Source organism: Phaeobacter sp. B1627, from assembly GCF_006265095.1.
Taxonomy (GTDB): domain Bacteria; phylum Pseudomonadota; class Alphaproteobacteria; order Rhodobacterales; family Rhodobacteraceae; genus Epibacterium.
The window spans coordinates 71,771-90,937 of sequence record NZ_VCNK01000001.1; the positions used below are offsets into that span (position 1 = coordinate 71,771).

17 protein-coding genes are annotated in these 19,167 nt (G+C 61.2%); 9 read left to right on the forward strand and 8 right to left on the reverse strand.

Annotated features, from left to right (window positions below):
* Positions 1-59: 59 nt before the first annotated feature.
* From FGE21_RS00270 to FGE21_RS00280, 3 genes are all read right to left on the reverse strand, one after another.
* Positions 60-488, reverse strand: coding sequence for a universal stress protein (locus FGE21_RS00270; RefSeq protein WP_139660669.1), 429 nt, complete (start codon positions 486-488; stop codon positions 60-62).
* Complete coding sequence (locus FGE21_RS00275; RefSeq protein WP_139660670.1) at positions 485-3,085, reverse strand: TRAP transporter permease; 2,601 nt, start codon at positions 3,083-3,085, stop codon at positions 485-487. The genes FGE21_RS00270 and FGE21_RS00275 overlap by 4 nt, the downstream gene beginning before the upstream one ends.
* 86 nt (positions 3,086-3,171) lie before the next feature.
* A complete protein-coding gene (locus tag FGE21_RS00280; protein ID WP_139660672.1) occupies positions 3,172-4,143 on the reverse strand; it encodes a TAXI family TRAP transporter solute-binding subunit in 972 nt (323 codons plus the stop codon).
* Between the two features lie 325 nt (positions 4,144-4,468).
* On the opposite strand from FGE21_RS00280, the gene FGE21_RS00285 reads away from it, so the two are divergent.
* Positions 4,469-5,830, forward strand: coding sequence for an aspartate aminotransferase family protein (locus FGE21_RS00285; RefSeq protein WP_139660674.1), 1,362 nt, complete (start codon positions 4,469-4,471; stop codon positions 5,828-5,830).
* A gap of 106 nt (positions 5,831-5,936) precedes the next feature.
* Here the strand turns inward: FGE21_RS00285 and FGE21_RS00290 are convergent, their stop codons facing one another.
* Positions 5,937-6,272, reverse strand: coding sequence for a hypothetical protein (locus FGE21_RS00290; RefSeq protein ID WP_139660676.1), 336 nt, complete (start codon positions 6,270-6,272; stop codon positions 5,937-5,939).
* A gap of 450 nt (positions 6,273-6,722) precedes the next feature.
* Between FGE21_RS00290 and FGE21_RS00295 the strand changes: the two genes are divergently transcribed.
* Both FGE21_RS00295 and FGE21_RS00300 read left to right on the forward strand, forming a co-directional pair.
* Positions 6,723-7,283, forward strand: coding sequence for a biliverdin-producing heme oxygenase (locus tag FGE21_RS00295; RefSeq protein WP_139660677.1), 561 nt, complete (start codon positions 6,723-6,725; stop codon positions 7,281-7,283).
* Positions 7,276-9,864, forward strand: a complete 2,589-nt coding sequence (locus tag FGE21_RS00300; RefSeq protein WP_139660679.1) for an HWE histidine kinase domain-containing protein — start codon at positions 7,276-7,278, stop codon at positions 9,862-9,864. The genes FGE21_RS00295 and FGE21_RS00300 overlap by 8 nt, the downstream gene beginning before the upstream one ends.
* A 142-nt stretch (positions 9,865-10,006) precedes the next feature.
* Here FGE21_RS00300 and FGE21_RS00305 read toward each other — a convergent pair whose 3' ends face one another.
* Positions 10,007-10,921, reverse strand: a complete 915-nt coding sequence (locus tag FGE21_RS00305; RefSeq protein WP_139660680.1) for a PRC-barrel domain-containing protein — start codon at positions 10,919-10,921, stop codon at positions 10,007-10,009.
* A gap of 336 nt (positions 10,922-11,257) precedes the next feature.
* On the opposite strand from FGE21_RS00305, the gene FGE21_RS00310 reads away from it, so the two are divergent.
* Entirely contained in the window at positions 11,258-12,505 is a 1,248-nt protein-coding gene (locus tag FGE21_RS00310) for an AI-2E family transporter (RefSeq protein ID WP_139660682.1), read from the forward strand.
* 242 nt (positions 12,506-12,747) lie between these two features.
* On the opposite strand, the gene FGE21_RS00315 is transcribed toward FGE21_RS00310, so the two are convergent.
* Positions 12,748-12,927 carry a PLDc N-terminal domain-containing protein gene (locus FGE21_RS00315; RefSeq protein ID WP_139660683.1) on the reverse strand — a complete coding sequence of 60 codons (180 nt, stop codon included), beginning with the start codon at positions 12,925-12,927 and terminating at the stop codon, positions 12,748-12,750.
* 171 nt (positions 12,928-13,098) lie between these two features.
* Positions 13,099-13,560, reverse strand: coding sequence for a CHAP domain-containing protein (locus FGE21_RS00320; RefSeq protein ID WP_139661032.1), 462 nt, complete (start codon positions 13,558-13,560; stop codon positions 13,099-13,101).
* A gap of 622 nt (positions 13,561-14,182) precedes the next feature.
* On the opposite strand from FGE21_RS00320, the gene FGE21_RS00325 reads away from it, so the two are divergent.
* A complete protein-coding gene (locus tag FGE21_RS00325; RefSeq protein ID WP_139660686.1) occupies positions 14,183-14,389 on the forward strand; it encodes a cold-shock protein in 207 nt (68 codons plus the stop codon).
* Between the two features lie 266 nt (positions 14,390-14,655).
* On the opposite strand, the gene FGE21_RS00330 is transcribed toward FGE21_RS00325, so the two are convergent.
* Complete coding sequence (locus FGE21_RS00330) at positions 14,656-15,159, reverse strand: MarR family winged helix-turn-helix transcriptional regulator (RefSeq protein ID WP_139661034.1); 504 nt, start codon at positions 15,157-15,159, stop codon at positions 14,656-14,658.
* Positions 15,160-15,387: 228 nt separating this feature from the next.
* On the opposite strand from FGE21_RS00330, the gene ectA reads away from it, so the two are divergent.
* The 4 genes from ectA to FGE21_RS00350 all read left to right on the forward strand — a co-directional run bounded on the left by ectA (position 15,388) and on the right by FGE21_RS00350 (position 19,159).
* Complete coding sequence (ectA, locus tag FGE21_RS00335) at positions 15,388-15,939, forward strand: diaminobutyrate acetyltransferase (RefSeq protein ID WP_139660688.1); 552 nt, start codon at positions 15,388-15,390, stop codon at positions 15,937-15,939.
* 64 nt (positions 15,940-16,003) lie between these two features.
* Positions 16,004-17,290, forward strand: a complete 1,287-nt coding sequence (ectB, locus tag FGE21_RS00340) for a diaminobutyrate--2-oxoglutarate transaminase (RefSeq protein WP_139661035.1) — start codon at positions 16,004-16,006, stop codon at positions 17,288-17,290.
* A gap of 22 nt (positions 17,291-17,312) precedes the next feature.
* Positions 17,313-17,705, forward strand: coding sequence for an ectoine synthase (locus tag FGE21_RS00345; protein ID WP_139660690.1), 393 nt, complete (start codon positions 17,313-17,315; stop codon positions 17,703-17,705).
* Positions 17,706-17,719: 14 nt separating this feature from the next.
* Positions 17,720-19,159, forward strand: coding sequence for an aspartate kinase (locus FGE21_RS00350; RefSeq protein WP_139660691.1), 1,440 nt, complete (start codon positions 17,720-17,722; stop codon positions 19,157-19,159).
* The last annotated feature ends 8 nt before the right edge of the window (positions 19,160-19,167 follow it).

The window sequence follows — 19,167 nt, forward strand, 5'->3', positions numbered from 1 at the left end:
AGCCGGATGAGCCGTGGTCGGCTCTGCCAAACTTCACCTCGTGGGCCGCATCTCTTCGGTCAGGACCGCACGATGAGAACCGAGCAGGGCGCCTTGCGGGCGACCCGCGCCGAATTGGGCCCCTGCAGACGATCGATCAGATCGGGTTTATGAGCGCCGACCACCACAAGGTCCGCCTGGGACACTTTGATGGCCTCCAGGATCATCTCATAGGCTGTGCCAACCTCGACGATGTGCTGCACTTTCGGGAAATCCGGGAGCTGTTGTTTCACCCAGGCGTGGAGCTGGTCGTTGGCCGCCGAAACGGCGGATTTCATGGTGCCTTCCTTGAAATAGGACCCGACGATGGACATGCCATAATCGGGGACGACGGTGACGACACTGAGCGATGCGCCATAGAATTTTGCCAGTTTCGCTGCCTCGGCCAACAAATGCGTTTCAGTGTCGAGATGGGCCATGTCGACGGCACAGAGGATGTGTTTGGTCATGCTGGTACTCCTTCTGTCTGTTCACGTTTGCGCCGCATTTGCAGAAAGTACACCGCCCCCAGCAGCAGGAACGCGGGGATGTAGAAGAGCTCTTTGGGCAGCCGGTCCGCCGCGACGTCCAGCTCTGCAAGTTCCCAGTCGAAATCGATGCCCAGCTGTTCCGACGGGCCGCCGAAGTTCAGGTTGTCAACAAACAGCTGCCCGTCTTCCTCGCGGAACTCGATGCCCGCGCTGTCAAACAGTCGGGTTTCCCCATCGGGGCCTGCGTCGCCAAGCGGCAGCAGGTAGCGTGCGTCCACCGGGTCTCCGTTCAGATTCTCGCCGATCAGGCGCACCCGCAAAGACGTGCCATCGGGGGCCGCCGCCGCCCTGTCAAAAATCTCGCTGGCGGCGCGGGTCTCGAATTCCGGCTGCAGCTTGTTGAGGAAATACCCCGGCTGAAACAGAGTGAAGGCGACCAACAACAGAATGGCGCTTTCCCAGATCTTCGATTTGACCATGAAATAGTTCATGGTTCCGGCCGCGAACAACAGCATCGCGATCATCGCAATAATGAACACGAACACCGCCTGATAGGGACCTACATTTATCAGCAGCAGGTCGGTGTTGAAGATGAACAGGAAGGGCAGAAGCGCGGTGCGGATCGAGTAGAAAAAGGCCTGGAACCCAGTGCGCAGAGGATCGCCCTTGGAAATCGCGGCGGCGGCGAAAGACGCAAGCCCGACCGGCGGCGTCACATCGGCCATGATCCCGAAGTAGAAGACAAACATATGCACCGCGACCAATGGCACGATCAGGCCGTTCTGTGCGCCGAGCTCGACCACGACGCCTGCCATCAGGGAGCTGACCACGATGTAGTTGGCCGTGGTCGGCAGCCCCATGCCCAGAATTATGGAGATCACAGCCACGAAGAACAGCATCGCCAACAGGTTTCCGCCCGACAGGAATTCGACGAATTCCGCCATCACCTGGCCAATACCGGTCAGGGTCACGGCGCCGACGATGATGCCCGCCACGCCCATGGCGGCTGCCAGCCCTATCATGTTGCGCGCGCCGATGATCAGGCCGTCGGCAATATCGGCAAAACCTGCGCGCAAATGGGCGACCGCATCTGTTTCGCCCCGGAAAAAGGCCTTCAGCGGGTTCTGTGTCGCAAGGATGACCAACATCGCGATGGTCGACCAGAAGGCCGACAGGCCCGGTGATTTGCGCTCGATCATCAGCAGATACATCAGCAAAAGGATCGGCATCAGATAGTGGATACCCGTCTTGAAGATCTCCTTGGTCGGCGGCAGATGCTCCATGCTTTCGAGGCTCATTTCCAGATCCGGCCCCTTGGCGGCGAAGCGGACGGCGGCGACATAGGCCACGGCCATCGCGGCCACAATGACCCAGGTGGCCGCCCCGCCGAACAGGGACTGGGCCGCGTCGACAACTACGCCGCACAGGAACAGGGTGCCGCCGGCAATGACGATCGAGGTGGCGATAATGCAGATCGCGCCGAGCATGAACTTGACGGGATGCATCCGGCTGGTGCCGGGCATGTTCATCTTCAGGGCCTCAAGATGCACGATATAGACCAAGGCGATATAGGATATGGCGGCGGGCACGATGGCGGTCTTGACCACCTCGACATAGGAAATGCCGACATATTCGGTCATCAGGAAGGCCACCGCGCCCATGACGGGGGGCGTGAGCACACCGTTGATTGACGACGAGACCTCGACCGCGCCGGCCTTCGTTGCCGGAAAGCCGACCTTCTTCATCAAGGGGATCGTAAACGTGCCGGTTGTCACGACGTTCGCGATGGAAGACCCCGAAATCAGGCCCGTCGCGGCCGATGCGATCACCGCGGCCTTTGCCGGGCCACCGCGCAGATGTCCCAAAGCGGCAAAAGCGAGCTTGAGAAAGTAATTTCCCGCGCCGGCCTGATTGAGGAGCGCGCCGAACAGCACGAACAGGAACACAAATCCGGAGGAAACGCCCAAGGCGACGCCAAAGACCCCTTCGGTGGTGAGCCACATGTGGCTCATTGCCTTGTTCAGAGAGGCGCCCTTCCACTGCACCACTTCCGGCAGTCCGGACCAGGAGCCAAAGAACACATAGGCCAGGAAAAACAGCGCAACCCCCATCAGCGGAAAGCCGAGCGACCGGCGCGCGGCCTCCATCAGCAAGACGATGCCGATAATGGAGATGGCGACGTCCATCCCGCTCGGGTTGCCGGTCCGGTCCGCAACACCGGAGTAGTTGTAGAACAGATAGGAGGAGGCCAGCGCTCCGATAACGGCCACCACCCATGTGGGGAGCGGAATGCGGTGACGGGGACTGCTCTTCAGCCCGGGAAAGGCGATGAAGGCAAGCAGCACGGCGAAGCCAAGGTGGATCGCGCGGGTCTGGGTGTCGTTCCAGACCCCGATGCGCAGGATGAACGGCAGCGGAGAGGCAATCCAGAGTTGATACAGTGACCAGACCAGAGGGATGTACCACAGGGCGGCTTTTCCAAAGGCGTCGCGGGGCAGGCGCCCGCCTGTATCACTGTCGGCGACGAAGTCTTCCAGATTGGTGTCCTGCGTCCTGATGTCTTCCTCTTGTGCCATAATGCCGTGTCCCAGATAAATGAATGCGCAAAAGCCTCCGACACCCGGTCAGGCGTCGGAGGTTGGTTCTTCAGGCCGTCGGGCGCTTATTTCCAGCCACGTTCCTGATAATATTTCAGGGCGCCCGGATGGATTTCGGCCGTCAGGCCATCCTTGACCATTTCGCTTTCCGTGAGGCGACCAAAGGCGGGGTGCAGTTTCTTGAAGTCGTCAAAATTCTCGAAGATCGCAGAGACAACCGCATAGACCACGTCGTCAGACACGTCGGCCGAGGTCACAAAGGTGGCTTTCGGGCCCCAGGACGGGATGTCGTCGGGGTTGTTGGGATACATGCCGCCGGGGATTGTGGCGGCGGCATAGGCGCTGTTCTCGGCCAGCAGCTTGTCGATGCCTGGTCCGGTCAGCGGGATGATCTTCACCTCGCAGGACGAGGTCGCTTCCTGACTGGACCCGTTCGGCAGGCCGGCCGCCCAGATGGTTGCGTCGATCTTGCCATCGCACAGGGCCGCCGACTGTTCGGAGCTCTTCAGCTCTGCCGCCAGCGAGAAGCTGTCTCTGGTCAGGTCGGAGTATGTCATCAGCGTTTCCGCCAGAACACGAGTGCCCGAACCGGGGTTGGCGATATTGACGCGCTTGCCTGCCATGCTGGCGACATCCGTGATGCCACTGTCGGCGCGCGCCATGACATGGAGCGGTTCGGGATGGACTGAAAACAGCGCCCGCAGCCCCGGATAGGCACCATCCTCGGAGAATTTCCCGGTGCCCGCGACCGCTGCCGCCTGGACGTCGGATTGAACGATGCCAAAGTCCAGCTCGCCCGCGCGGATGGTGCGGGTGTTGTACACCGAGCCGCCGGTCGATTCGACGGAACAGCGGATCCCGTGTTCCTTGCGGCCCTTGTTCACCAGCCGACAGATGGCACCGCCCGTCGGATAGTAGACCCCGGTGACGCCACCGGTGCCGATGGTGACGAATTGCTGATCAGCCGCTTGTGCGCCACCGGCGAGGCCCATGGTGGCTACGGCCGCAAACCCGTAGATCGCGTGCTTGAGTGTCATTTGCTGTGTCTCCCTACATTTGGCTTCCGCGCTTGGCGCACGTTGTGGTAGAACCGAGCGTCGCGAAAAACGCCCGTCCTGTCACGTTAAAATTAGTTTTTTGCCGACGATCCGATTGCCAGCCTTGTCCGGGCGCAGGTCCTGTCAGGGTCGATCCGCGCTGCTGCGGAGCCACCGACGGGCGTGGTGGCGGCCTGCGGGTGGGGGTTGAAAACAGCCTCGCTCCGGCCGACGCAGTGAGGCACACTGACTCTGACACAGCCGCATCGGCCCGCGCCCCGATCGCCGAAATCTGCCAGATTGACCAGATTGAAAGGACTTCGCCATGAGCCATGTATTCCCCCGCCACTGCCATAGTTCGCTGCCCATGGCCGCGACCGGAGACGGCTGCTTTCTGATCGATGCCGACGGCAAGCGGTATTTCGACGGCTCAGGCGGGGCTGCGGTGTCCTGTCTGGGCCATTCCAACAGGCGTGTGACGCAAGCGATCAAGGATCAGGTCGACAGGCTCGCCTTTGCCCATACGGGGTTTTTCACATCGGAGCCGGCCGAGGCGCTGGCGGATCTTCTTGTCACCCATGTGCCCGGCGATCTGGACCGGGTCTATTTCGTCTCCGGCGGCTCCGAGGCGGTGGAAAGCGCGATCAAGCTCGCACGGCAGTACCATCTTGAGCGGGGCGAACCGCAGCGACGCCATCTGATTGCCCGCCGCCAGAGCTATCACGGCAACACGCTGGGTGCGCTCGCGGCTGGCGGCAATGCGTGGCGGCGGCACCAGTTCGCGCCGCTTCTGACCGATGTCAGCCACATTGCGCCCTGCTATGACTATGCGGAACGTGGAGCAAACGAGACCCTGCACGCATATGGGCAGCGGGTCGCGCAGGAGCTGGAGGATGAAATCCTGCGGCTTGGCCCGGACAGCGTCATGGCCTTCATTGCCGAGCCGGTTGTCGGTGCAACTCTCGGCGCGGTGCCGGCGGTTGACGGCTATTTCGCCCGCATCCGCGAAATCTGCGATGCCTATGGCGTCTTGCTGATCCTCGACGAAGTCATGTGTGGCATGGGCCGCACCGGTCACTTGTTCGCCTGCGAGGCCGAGGCTGTGGCCCCCGATATCCTCTGCATCGCAAAGGGGCTGGGGGCGGGGTATCAGCCAATCGGAGCAATGATGTGCAGCCGCCGGATCTATCAGGCCATCGCGGAGGGAAGCGGCTTTTTTCAACATGGCCATACCTATCTCGGCCATCCCGTGGCTGCGGCTGCGGGACTTGCGGTGGTGCGCGAACTCCTGGATCGCGATCTGGTGTCTCAGGTCCGCCAGCGCGGCGCCTTTTTCGAACACCAGCTGCGACAGCGATTTGAACAGAGCCCCAACGTTGGGGACATTCGGGGGCGTGGTCTGTTCTGGGGCGTCGAATTTGTTGCCGACCGGGAGACCAAAATGCCCTTTGACCCCTCCGCCCGGATCGCGGCCCGGCTCAAATCTGCCGCCGTGTCGGAGGGGCTGATCTGCTACCCGATGCCCGGCACACGAGATGGCAGGCATGGGGATCATGTGCTGCTGGCGCCGCCGTTTATCGCCAGCGAAGCGGAGCTGGAATTCGCCCTGGATGCGTTGGTGCGGGCAGTGAACAAGACAGTGGACAAGACGGTGAAGGAGACTGGGTCAGCCGGGTCGCAAGGGTGAACCCCTGTCGCCAGCCTCCTGTCGCCAGACTCCAGTCTCCTGCCCCCGAGCTCCGGTCCCTGAGCCCCGGACGCAGAGCTTCGGACCACCGGGTTTGGTCTGTGCGCTATTGCGCTCTCACCAGGAGGACAACGCCAGCGGGGTCTGACGTCCAGTGGCCGTTGACCGTGCCGAGGGGTTCCAGAGCGTCCCGCTCCGGGCTGCGGAGCTGGTCGAGGGCACGATCCGGGTCATCGGTTATCAGCTCCAGCCAGATATCGACCTGGCTCTGTGCGGGGACGCAGTCGATCCATAGCGTCATGTTGCCAAAGGCAAATGATGTGCTGTGGTCATATTCCTTGCGGACCTGAAGGCCCACGCGGTCCCTGTAGAAGGCGACCGTCTCTGCCCATTTGTATTCAGGGACTTTGATTGCAATGTTGGTTCCGGCTTCGATCTCCATGATGCCTCCGCGGGATGTGAAAGGTGGGCGCTCCATCCAGCGTGCCCATTGCCTGGGCGAAAAACAATGGGATGGATTGACCCGGGCTGCCTGCCCCCCCGGAATGCGGCGCGGGAAGGGACGGGTTTTGCCCTCCGGCTCAGATCGCGGGATGTCAGCCAGATACTGCCCGGACCAAGGGCGGCGGGCGTGAAATGCGCGGGCCGCTGGCGGTGAATCCGTCGGGCGCCATGGGGCTGACGCAACGTCTGCTATTCCTCCGACGCGGCGGGCGGACTAACTCCACCGGGGCGGACGGATCATGAACAGCAGCGGCGTTTATGACGGAGGGTCCTCACCGGTGAGAAAGGTTTGCGCGGATGACATCCTTGTGATCTTATCGCAAAAGGGATGATTGTGGGGCAGGGTCGCCAATCACCAAAGTCCATTGAATGCGAAGGTTAAACTCGCTTGAACACACACGAAAACCTAAGACTGATGCTGCGGCATGGTCTTCGGACGGCGCATGATGCATTGGATGCATCAGTGTCGCGATTTGATCTGACCGAGATCGACGGCATGATAGCGTTTTTGCGCGTACAGGAGGCGGCTCTCGCCCGACTTCCCATGTCACAAGCCAGCGGCCCGACAGCTGCAGCCATCGCCGATCTGACAGAGCGCGCCCGGGCTGATCTGCAGCAGCGCGGCGTGTCCTGTCTGCAGATTGAATCACCCGATTTGTCGCGGCTTCACCCGCTGGCGGTCGATTATGTCATCGGCGGCTCCCGTCTCGGCGCGGAGGTCCTGCAGCGGCGCTGGGCCTCGGGTCGGGCTGCGGAACTCGGGGTTGGCGGACAGTATATGTCCGCGCCGCGATACATCGACATCTGGCGAGACTTCTGCGCCAGCGCTGCCGACATATCGGGGGGGACACCGCTGGCCCGGCGGATCTGCGGTGATGCATCCGACCTTTTCGCTCTGTTCGAAACAGCGGCCGATCGCAGCTTTGAAGAGAGGCAGGAATATGTCTGACCCCACTACACAGGACGATACCCCGGCCGTTGACCTGAGCAACTGCGACCGCGAGCCGATCCATATTCTGGGGCATACGCAGTCCTTTGGCTGTCTTCTTGCGGTCTCTTCGGACTGGCTGATCGCCCATGCTTCGGCCAATTGTCTGGACCTTTTGGGGCTGGCCCCGGATACGCTGATCGGGCAGCCCTTTCTCGAATATTTCAGTGATGATTTCGTCCATTTTCTGCGCACGCAAGTGCAGTCCCTTGCAAATCTGAAAGGCGCGGCGCGCATGTTCCGGATCGATGTCTTCGGAGACGGCCGTCTCTTTGACATCTCCGTCCATCGCATGGGCCGGATATTCGTTTGCGAGTTCGAACCCCGCGAAACCTCCGCGCCCAGCCGGGACGACATCGCCCTGGTTCAGGCGCTGATCGCGCGGGTGCAGCGACACAACGATCTGGAGCAGGCGAGCCAGGAAGCTGCGCGCGGGTTGCAGGTGCTGCTGGGGATGGATCGTGTGATGGTCTATCGATTTGAAGAGGACGATACCGGTACGGTCATCGCCGAATCCCTGCGCGGAGAGGGCGAGAGCTACCTCGGCCTGCGATATCCGGCCAGCGACATTCCGAAACAGGCGCGCGAACTCTACAAACGCAGCCTGCTGCGGATTATTTCCGATGTGAACGCGCCAACCCACCCGATCCTCCCGGCACAGAGCCCGACCGGGCAGCCCCTGGATCTGTCACTGGCCGTCACCCGGGCGGTGTCGCCGATCCATCTGGAATATCTGCGAAACATGGGCGTCGGGGCCTCGATGTCGGTGTCGATCCTGCGGCGTGGCGAGCTGTGGGGGCTGTTCGCCTGTCATCACAGCAGCGCCTTTCACGTGGACTATGAACGGCGCAGCGCAATCGAATTGTTCGTGCAGATGTTCAACTACGAACTGGCACATCTGGAAACCGCGCGCGAGCTCGAAGACCTTGACCGGGCGAGAGAGCTGCATGACACGCTGATGACGCAGGTTTCAGGCCGTGACACCCTGATGGATGTGTTTCAATCCCTCGCCAATGAGATCGCCGCCGTCATCCCGCATCACGGGTTGGTGGTGTATGTCGACGGGGTTTTCAGGTCAATCGGCGCCACGCCGACAGAGGATGAATTTCTCGGCCTTGCGCGCTTTCTCAATACCACCCGGACCTCCGAAATCTACGCGTCGAACCAGATCGGGTTGCGCTATGACCGGGCCGGTCAGTTCGCGGATCGGGCCGCGGGGGTGCTTGCCCTGCCGATTTCACGCAATCCTCGGGATTATCTGGTGCTGTTTCGCCGGGAGCTCGTTCATTCCGTCAGATGGGCGGGTGATCCGGCCAAACCGGTGATCAGTGGCCCCAATGGCCCGCGCCTGACGCCGCGCAAGAGTTTTGAGGCATGGCAGGATGTGGTGCATGGTCAGTCGGCGCCCTGGAGACCCGGTGAACGACGCGCGGCTGAGGCGCTGCGCATCACCCTGCTTGAGGTGGTGCTGAAACTGGCGGATGAGGCCAACGCCTCGCGCAAGCGCGCAGAAGAGCAGCAGGAGCTGTTGATTGCCGAGCTGAACCACAGGGTGCGCAATATCCTCAACCTGATCCGGGGGTTGATTTCACAGGGCCGCGGCGATGCGGTCAGCATTGATGAATATAGCGATGTGCTCGACAAGCGGATCCATTCGCTTGCCCGCGCCCATGATCAGCTCACCGAGGAGAACTGGGGATGGATTTCGCTGCGGGCGCTGATCGGCACCGAAGTGGATGCCTTTCTCTCGGATGACCGCGAACGGGTGGCCATAACCGGGGATGACATTGCATTGTCTCCGGCGGCCTTCACCTCCATGGCGCTGGTCATGCACGAGCTGGTCACCAACTCCGTGAAATACGGCGCCCTCAGCGACAATAGCGGGCGGGTCACGCTTGATGTGACGCTGAATGCCGACGGGACGGCCTCCCTCCACTGGCAAGAGCAGGGCGGGCCGGTGGTGCGGCCCCCCACCCGCAAGGGCTTCGGCACCACGATCATCGAACGCTCGGTTCCGTTTGAACTGAAGGGCAGTGCGTCATTGCGGTTCCGCCCCAGCGGGATCGAGGCGGATTTTGTGTTGCCGGTGCAGCATGTCCGCAAAATGACCCGCGCCATTGCCCGCGCCGCGCAGCAGGCTGCGGATGTGGCCGAGGCCGCGCGGGAGGAGATGTCGAATATCACCCTCAGCGGCGAAGCGCTGGTGGTGGAGGACAATATGATCATCGCGATGGATGCCGCCGACATGCTGGCTGAACTTGGCGCAGAGCAGGTCCACACCGCAGGCGATGTCGCTGCCGCGCTCAGGCTGCTGGAAACCCGGCAGATCAGCTTTGCGTTGCTGGATGTGAACCTCGGGTCGGAGGTCTCTCTCAAAGTGGCGGAAACCTGTGCCGCGCTGAATATCCCGGCCCTTCTCGCGACGGGCTATGGTGGGGGCGGCGACGCGGTGTCCGACTACCCGCAAACGGTTGTACTGCGCAAGCCCTACACCTTTGAACATGTGCAAAAGGGATTGTCCGATCTGTTCGCAGATGGCTGAGCACAGGATGGGTGCCATGACTGCACAACGCATGACGGCAAAACGCATGACGGCAAAAAAACGGCCCGCCTGATCAAACAGGCGGGCCGCAGCTCGGTAACTGGGTGCCTGAACAGCCCCCGGCACTCATTAAACAGTCGTATCAGCCTTCATACGCGGGCATTGCGTCCAGCTTGTCTTCGGCCATCGGCACATAGACGCGCACGTCGTCACCGTCTTTTTCGTGCAGGATGTCGATCTCATTGAGATCAAGTTTCACCGGCTTTTCGCCCAGCCCCAGGAAGCCACCCACATCGATGATCGCATGGGTGATCTGGCCCTTGTCGTTGAGGATCAGATCGGACACTTCGCCCATCCACTCGTCCTTGACATCATAGGCCCGCGCACCGGTCAGCATTTCCGCCGTCAGGTCTGTGTGGCCGACCAGATCATAGCCGTCACGCATCATCGGATCATGGGTGCGGGCGGTGTCGCCGGCGATCAGCTTTTCAGCGCCAGCGGCGGTATTGTTGATCGCGGTTCCCACCTCGGATGCCGCGGTTTCGGCGCTGCTGTGCAGGGTCTTGGCCGTGTTCTCAACCGCTGTCGCAGTGTCACTCGCGGCTTGCTCGATGCTCGCGCCAAGGTTGTGGCCTGCATTGGTTTCATAGGCGGGGGCATTCTCGAAGTCCGCCGTGTTTGCCTGCATCACGAGGAAGTAGTCAGAGGTGTCATCCTCGGTCTCGCTGTCGGACACCAGCTTCAGGGCGTCCATCTCGACGGCGATCTGACGTTCGCCAATGCCAAGGAAACCGCCGATATCGACCAGAACCGACTGGATGTCGCCGTCGCGGCTCAGCAGGATGTCGTTCACTTCGCCGATGTCTTCCCAATCGCCCTGAACACCGGCAAACGCATCGGAGTCAACGTTGGTTTCGCTGCGGTAGATCCGCTGGCCGATGAACTCGGAGGCGTGGATGGAGGTCGGATCCGCCTCGGCCCGGAACATAGCGGTGTCGGCAAACGCCACGGTGGACGTTGCGGTCAGCAAAGCGGTAGAAATCAACAGATTTTTCATTGTTACTCTCCTCATTGAGTTACACTCTTCGTTGGTGGCCACACTCATCCAGACAACGGGGATGCGGCAGAAAGGTTCCGCATTTTTTTGACGATTTCTGAATTTTCAAAGCACGGCGGCGCGGCCTGTGCCGCAATGCGGACGAGATCATCATACAGGCAAGGGAAATGCGCCCCGGGGTGGCGCGTCCCCAACGCCTCTGAATTTTTCCGGCGCGGTCGCGGGCCACGGGCGGGGGTGGTGCTTGCGGGCTCCGGCGCTAGAGTAGAGAAGCAGAACTGGGAGCATGACGATCCCGCGCATGCGTGAGCCGCATGTCAGAAAAGGGCAGAGGCAATGAGTGACAGCAGTAACGTGGCGGTGTCGAAGGACATAACTGGCAATCATCCGGAAGATGAGTGGCGCGACGACGCGCTGGCCGAGCTGTCGGCTGCCCCCCATGCGCATCCGGGGCGGCTGTCCCTGCGGCAGAACCTCGTTTTGATCCGCAACTTTCTGGCCTTTATTGTGGTGATCTGCGCCGCCGTCGTTTTGTTCTTTGCCAAGGACGTTGTGCTGCCATTCGTGCTGGGCATCCTGATTGCGCTGACTCTGCGGCCTTTGACCCGCGGCGTCGAACGCTACGGGGTGCCGCCCATCGTCTCGGCGGTCCTGTTGATCCTCGCTGTGGCGGTGACGCTCGCCGGGGGGATCTATCTGCTCAGCGGGCCGGTATCGGAGTGGATCGATCAGGCGCCCCGTATGCGGCTGGAGCTGGAGCATCGCCTGCGCGACATCACGGCCTCGCTGGAAACGGTGCGCCAGGCCTCGGAGCAGGTGGAGGATATCGCCGCGAGCACCGAAGATACGGATGTGATCAAGGTGGCCATTGACCAGCCGGGGATCGTGACCTCCACGGCGCTCGACATGGTGTCGCTGGCGACGACCTCGCTGGTTGCGCTCGTTCTGGCGCTGTTCCTGTTGGCATCCAACGACATCTTCTATGTCAAGATCGTCGAGAGCTTTGCCAATCTCTCCGAAAAGACCCGGGCCCTGCGGATCATGTATAGTATTGAACGGCGCATTTCCCGCTATCTGCTGTCCATCACCCTGATCAACGCAGGCGTGGGCCTCGTCGTCGCCGCGAGCATGTGGGTGATCGGCATGCCTCAGCCTGCACTGTGGGGGGCAATCGCGTTTTTGTTCAACTTCCTGCCTTTTATCGGGGCGATGACCGGCATTGCGTTATGTGGCGCAGTGTCGCTGGTGACCTTCCCCTCACTGACCTATGCGATGCTGGCACCGCTGGCCTATATGCTTGCAACGGCGATCGAAGGGCAATGCGTCACGCCGGTGTTTCTGGGACGGCGGCTCAACCTCAATGCGGTTGCGGTGTTCTCGGCCGTCGTGCTCTGGGCCTGGATGTGGGGCATCGCCGGGGCCTTGATGGCGGTTCCGCTTTTGGTCTGCCTCAAGTCGATGTGCGATCATATTCCGGCGCTGGCCGTTGTCGGCAACTTCCTGAGTGCAAGCCGGGGCGGGGGTGGGATGCCGTCCGACACTCCCTCGGCATCCGAGGATCATGCCGCCACGGAGGCCAACTGAACCGGCGTTCCCAACGGACGTCCCCCCCGCGCCACGAGGCCAATTCGCAGATCGCGGCATGCCTCTCACTCAGGCAGGAGCGGCGCTGATAGGGTGACGAGGCTCCGGAAAGAAGAAGCCCCACTCCGAAGTGTTCGGAATGGGGCCGGTGTATCTTGTATTGCATCCTCTGCCCTGCGCCCCGTTCGGAGCGCCCGCTGGTGCTCCGGCGCTCCGTTGCGAGAGGCGCGGCAGCGCCGTCGTTATGCAGTCTGACCTTTGGGGCCTGCAAAGAACCAGATGATGAAGCCAAGTACTGGCAACACAAGGATCAGCAGGGTCCAGATGATCTTTGCGCCGGTGCTGGCGCCGCTGCTCCAAGTCTTCAAAATCGCATAGATGTCCGCAATCAGGACCAATAGGCCAAAAATACCATATTCCATTTTATCTTCTCCGTTCTGCATTCGTGGATCAACGCAGGGAGATCGGATTTTGTTCCGCCTTTGATGTGGATGCGCCCTCAGGGACAGGGCGGCGATATCGCGCGCGCCCGTAGTGTTCGTGCGTGTTCATGCGGCATGCGGCATGCGGTGTCCGGCGCGGTGGCGGCGGGATCAGCTTCTGGAACTCGCCCCGGGGCGGATAAATCCGGTTATCGGATAGACGCGGCCAAAGGCGCCGGGGTTGCTTTCAAGCCGCACTTGGCTCCAGTCATTCTGTTCCGAGACATCAATGACTGTCATCCCGAGGGAGATCTTGTTGCGGTGCCAGTTGGCATGATCGACGCGCAGCATCCGGTCATCTATCAGCTCGGAGACAACGGCGACATGGCCGAGCGGCATCGAGGATGTCGCGCGAAAAGCCATAACGGCACCGATTGTCGGCGTCTTGCTGACGTCGAAATCACCCTGCGCCTTCTGCCACCAGGTTTTTGCATTGCCGCGGATCTGGACGCCGGACAGGTTCCGGGCAAAGGGCACGCACCAAACCCGCGCGCCCCGTGCCTGCAGGCTTTGCGCTTCGCTCACCGCAAAGGCCCGCCGATGAGGGTCGATCTGACTGGTGCTGCCCGGCATCTCGCCACAGGCGGACAGGGCAAGAGTCACAAGAAGCAGAAGCCCGCCAAGCAATGGCGTCCTGCGCAGGCGAGGTGTCGAGTGATGCAAAGCGAGCCCCAGCGTCTTTTCAATTCGTGATGCGCTGTAACTTTGTTTCAAATGGTTGTGTCTGCCAAGCCCGGAGGTTGAAGGGTGGCAAAAATCCGCCACCTGCGAATTTGGTATGGAACAATTCGGTCATCCTCTGCCGGGTGTCGGGTTTGCGCCTCAGGTGCGGGCAATATAGCTTGCTCAGCCCCAGCCTTGCCCGCAGAAAGTTGAACGCAGCAAGGCCGACCTTGCCGAAGACTCGGCTCTTTCGGGTAGGGGGCAGGGGCGCGCGCCTAGGCCCTCTTTGCGGTTGGGAGCGATGTTCGACGGCTTCTCAGGCCCCTGAAAACGCTGCCTTGAGGCGAGAATTCGCGGGGAAATTATTGAACCACCCGGATTGGGGGTTGTATTTTTCCACCGTACGGCTCATCTAGGGCAGGCAAAGCTTCTTCTTACGACCTTCTGTTTCCTCACGGCCCAGTTGTTCCTATGATGACACTAGGCCGGGCTATCGCGTTGTGTGGGTAGCATTATAACAGGAGACGACACGATGGCTAATGGCACCGTGAAATGGTTCAACGCTCAAAAAGGTTTTGGTTTTATTGCTCCCGAGCAAGGCTCCCGCGACGTTTTTGTGCACATCTCCGCGCTTGAGCGCGCTGGCATCCAGCATCTCGACGACGGTCAGGCCGTAACTTTCGACATCGAAAGCGGCCGTGATGGACGTGAATCCGCGAGCAACCTCGCACTCGCATAAGCCCTAACCGGTTTACGCTGAGAGATCTGAGAGCACCCTTCGGGGTGCTCTTTTTGTGTTTAGCAGGCGTTTTGTATTTAGCGGCTTTGTTGGGGGCTCTGTCTGCAGGGGCTTTGGGTTTCGGCGTCACCCCCGTCTGCGTCACCCCCATCCGCGTCACCGATGTCCAAGCGCCTGCCGGGCCGCCACAGGCACAGCAGGGAGCGCCCCGTTATATCGCCCCATTTTGATGGCCCACTACAGGGCGCCGCCACGGGATCGGGCGGTCAGGGGAGGCGATCGCCGGGTTTGATTTCACCTGTTGTCAGCACGGGGGCTGCGTCAATATCGTCGGCGTCCAGCATGGCGGCAACACGCTCGAGCGAGGCCAGTAGCTGTGCCTGCTCCCAGTCCTTCAGTTTTTCAAAGGCGCGCACATAGCGCTGCTGCAGCGCATCGGGGGCCGCCTTCACGGCCTCCTGGCCGCGCGGCTCAAGCACCACATTGGTCTGGCGCCGGTCCGCCTCTGAGCGCAGGCGAGTCGCCATCCCGCGCGAGACGATCTTATCCACCAGCGAGGTCACTGTCGCCTGCGCGACGCCCATCCGTTGTGCCAGTTCTTTTGGGGTCGCGCTGCCGCCCTGAGACGAAAGGATCTGCAGCACCCGCAGCTGAGCCGGTGTCAGCCCCGAGGCCTGCGCGAGGTTGCGCGAATAGAGTTCGGTTGCGCGCAGAATTCGTCTGAGCGCAATCAGGCTGTCATCCGTTCTGTCACGCGGTTGGTCATCCATGGCGGCCCAAAGTGCCATGATTGCAGAAAACCTTCAATGCCTGCCGTTCACATGGAATATTCTTTGGGTGAAGTAAAAGTTTCCATCTATGCTTTGTTAAGTGAAGTAATAATAAGCCATATAAATAAGGCATATGTGGCGTTATGGGCGTAATATTGCTAAGGAGCTTGAACTTTTCTATATGCCGCTATATTTAGGTAGGCGAACGAAATTAGGAAAGAGCGAGCGATGCCCAAAGACATCCTGCAGACTGAGACCGCGAAGCCCCGAACGCGACAGCCCCGCCTGCGCAAACCTGAAGCGACAGACGGGGCCGCAATCTGGGAGCTGGTCAGGGCCTGTGCGCCGCTCGATCGCAACTCCATGTATGCCAATCTGATCCAGGCGGATCATTTCCGTGACACCTGCGTGGTGGCGGAGCTTGATGGCGATATTGTCGGCTGGATTTCCGGCCATATGATTCCCGGCCAGGACGCGTTCTTTGTCTGGCAGGTCGCGGTGGGTGAGGCCGCGCGGGGCACCGGACTGGGCAAGCGGATGCTGGCGGCGCTGATCGCGCGCGACACGATCCGTGATGCATCCGTCCTCAAAACAACCATCACCAGAGACAATGCGGCCTCCTGGGGTCTCTTTCGCAGCTTCGCCCGCGATATCGGCGGCGATTTGCGCGATGAGCCGCATTTCAAAAAAGAGACCCATTTCGATGGCGCACATGACACCGAGCATTTGGTGACGATTGCCCTCGATGGTGATGTCAGGGCCCTGCTGCAGGCGGCCTGACCCTTTCTCCCCCATCACATCAACATTTTACTTTTCCGAAGAGGATTCCCCCATGCCCAAAGACATGGCCAAAGACATCGCATCCGAGACATCAATTTACGCGCGCCGCGAAAGCAATGCGCGCTCCTATTGCCGTTCCTTCACGGCCTCCTTCGATACCGCACGTGGATCAGAGCTTTTTACCGAGGACGGCACCCGCTATATCGACTTTCTCGCGGGCTGCTCCTCGCTGAACTACGGCCACAATGATCCGGACATGAAGGACGCGCTGGTGGAGCATATCCTGAAGGATGGCATCACCCATGGGCTCGACTTTCATACCGAAGCCAAAGAAGCCTTCCTGCATGCCTTCAACGACCTGATCCTGGCGCCGCGCAATATGGACCACCGGGTGATGTTCACCGGCCCGACCGGTGCCAATGCCGTCGAGGCGGCAATGAAAATTGCCCGCAAGGTGACGGGCCGCACCAATATCATCTCCTTCACCAATGGTTTTCACGGTGTGACCATGGGCGCCCTGGCGGCAACCGGTAATGGCTACCATCGCGGTGGGGCGGGCATGGACAAGTCCGGCGTGACCCGGATGCCGTTTGAGGGCTACGTTGAGGGGCTCGACAGTGCCGCGATGCTGGACAAGATGCTGTCTGACCCGTCGGGTGGCATTGATGCGCCGGCGGCGATCCTGTTGGAAACCGTGCAGGGCGAGGGCGGGCTGAACGCCGCCTCCGGTGACTGGGTCCGCAAGATCGCGCAGGTGGCGCGCGACCACGGCGCGCTCTTGATTGTTGACGATATCCAGGCAGGCTGCGGTCGGACCGGGACCTTCTTCTCCTTTGACGAGATGGGCGTGGTGCCCGATCTGGTGACCATGGCGAAATCCGTCTCCGGCTTCGGTTTGCCGATGGCGCTGGTTCTGGTGCGCCCGGAGTATGACGTCTTTGGCCCGGCAGAGCACAACGGCACATTCCGCGGCAATACCCACGCCTTTGTCACAGCCCGCGTGGCGATCGAGAAATTCTGGGCGGATGATGCATTCGCGAGCGAACTTGCCCGCAAATCCGACCTGGTCACCAGCGCCCTGCAGGAGGTCGCCGGTCACATTCCGGGGGCTGTCCTGAAGGGGCGGGGCCTGATGCAGGGGGTCGATGTGGGCAGCGGCGAGCTGGCGGCTGAGATCTGCGCCCGGGCCTACGAGCTGGGATTGGTGATCGAGACCTCAGGCCCCCACGATGAGGTCGTGAAGGTCCTGGCCCCGGTCACCACCTCCGAAGCCACCTTCTGCGAGGGGTTCGCCATCCTCAGCGTTGCAGCGCGCGACGTGATCGCCCGCACCAAAATTGCCGCTCAATAAGCCACGACCGGAGAACAGACAGATGATCATACGCGATTTCAACCAACTGAAAACCACGGACCGCTCTGTGGCGGATGCGCGCTGGACGTCCACCCGGATGCTGCTGGCCGATGACGGAATGGGATTTTCCTTCCACATCACCGTGCTTGAGGCGGGGTCGGAACATCAGTTCCACTACAAGCATCATTTCGAGAGCGTCTACTGCATGAAAGGCAAGGGATCGATCACCGATATTGCCAGCGGCGAGACGCATGAGATCCGGCCCGGCGTGATGTATGCGCTGAACCTGCATGACAAGCACATCCTGCGGGCCGAAGAAGAGCTGCACATGGCCTGCTGCTTCAACCCGCCGGTGACCGGCACCGAAGTCCACCGCGAGGATGGCTCCTATGCTCCGGCCGAGGAGCTGGCATAAGCGTCAGGTGAGACATGACACATACCGTTGAAAAGATTGGCGGGACATCGATGTCCCGCGTGAATGAACTGGTGGAGGCCCTCTTTGTGGGCCAGCGCACCGAGGCGGAACTCTATGGTCGCGTCTTTGTGGTCTCCGCCTTCGCAGGCATTACCAACCTCCTGCTGGAACACAAGAAAACCGGAGAGCCGGGGGTCTATGCCCGCTTCGCCGATGCGGATACGGATCATGGCTGGCATGATGCCCTGTCCCGTGTGGGCGACGAAATGCGGCGGGCCCACAGGGCGGTGTTGGAGAATGCAGGCGATGTGGCGCAGGCGGATGGCTTTGTGGCGGAACGGATTGAGGGCGCGCGCAACTGCCTGATCGATCTGCAGCGCCTGTGCAGCTACGGCCATTTTCGTCTCGCCGAACACATGCTGCAGATCCGCGAGCTGCTGTCCGGGCTGGGCGAGGCGCATTCCGCCTTTGTCACCGCGCTGATGTTGCAACGCGCCGGTGTCAACGCGCGCTTCGTGGACCTTTCCGGTTGGCGGGACGAGGGCGACGTAACGCTGGAACAGCGGATCTCGCAGGCGCTCGGCGGGGTCGATCCGGCCATCGAAATGCCCATCGTCACCGGCTATGCGCAATGTGCCGAAGGGCTGATGCGCGAATTCGACCGGGGCTATTCCGAGGTGACCTTTTCCTGTCTGGCCGCGCTCACCGGTGCCAGCGAGGCGATCATCCACAAGGAATTCCACCTGTCCTCCGCCGATCCGAAACTGGTGGGTACGGGCGTCGCGCGCAAGCTGGGGCACACCAATTATGATGTCGCGGATCAGATGTCGAACATGGGGATGGAGGCGATCCACCCAAAGGCCGCCAAGACGCTGCGCCAGGCCGATGTGCCGCTGCGGGTGACCAATGCCTTTGAACCGGGGGACCCCGGCACGCTGATCGACGACAAGCCCGCCGAACAGCCTGCGGTCGAAATGATCACCGGGCTGGATATCATCGCGCTGGAAGTCTTTGAACAGGACATGGTCGGTGTCAAAGGCTATGATGCCGCGATCCTCGAGGTGCTGACCCGCCATGATGTGCGCATTGTCTCGAAGACGTCGAACGCCAATACGATCACGCATTACCTCGATACCTCACTGACGGTGATGAAGCGGGTGGAGAAAGATCTGGCGCGGCGCTATCCCAATGCCGAAATCTCGGCCCGGCTGCTGTCCATGGCCTCCGCCATCGGGCGGGATCTCAAGGGGCTCTCGGTCCTGACCCGTGGGCTGCAGGCGATTGCGGATGTGGGGCTTGCCAGTGTCGGCGCGTCACAAGGCCCCCGCAGCGTCGATGTGCAGTTCATCGTTGAACGCGAAGATCTGAAACCCGTCATCAGCGCGCTGCACAGACAGCTCGTTGAAGGGCACGCGTTGCCCGTTCAGGCCAAGCCGATAAAAGCGGCAGCCTGACCCGAAAG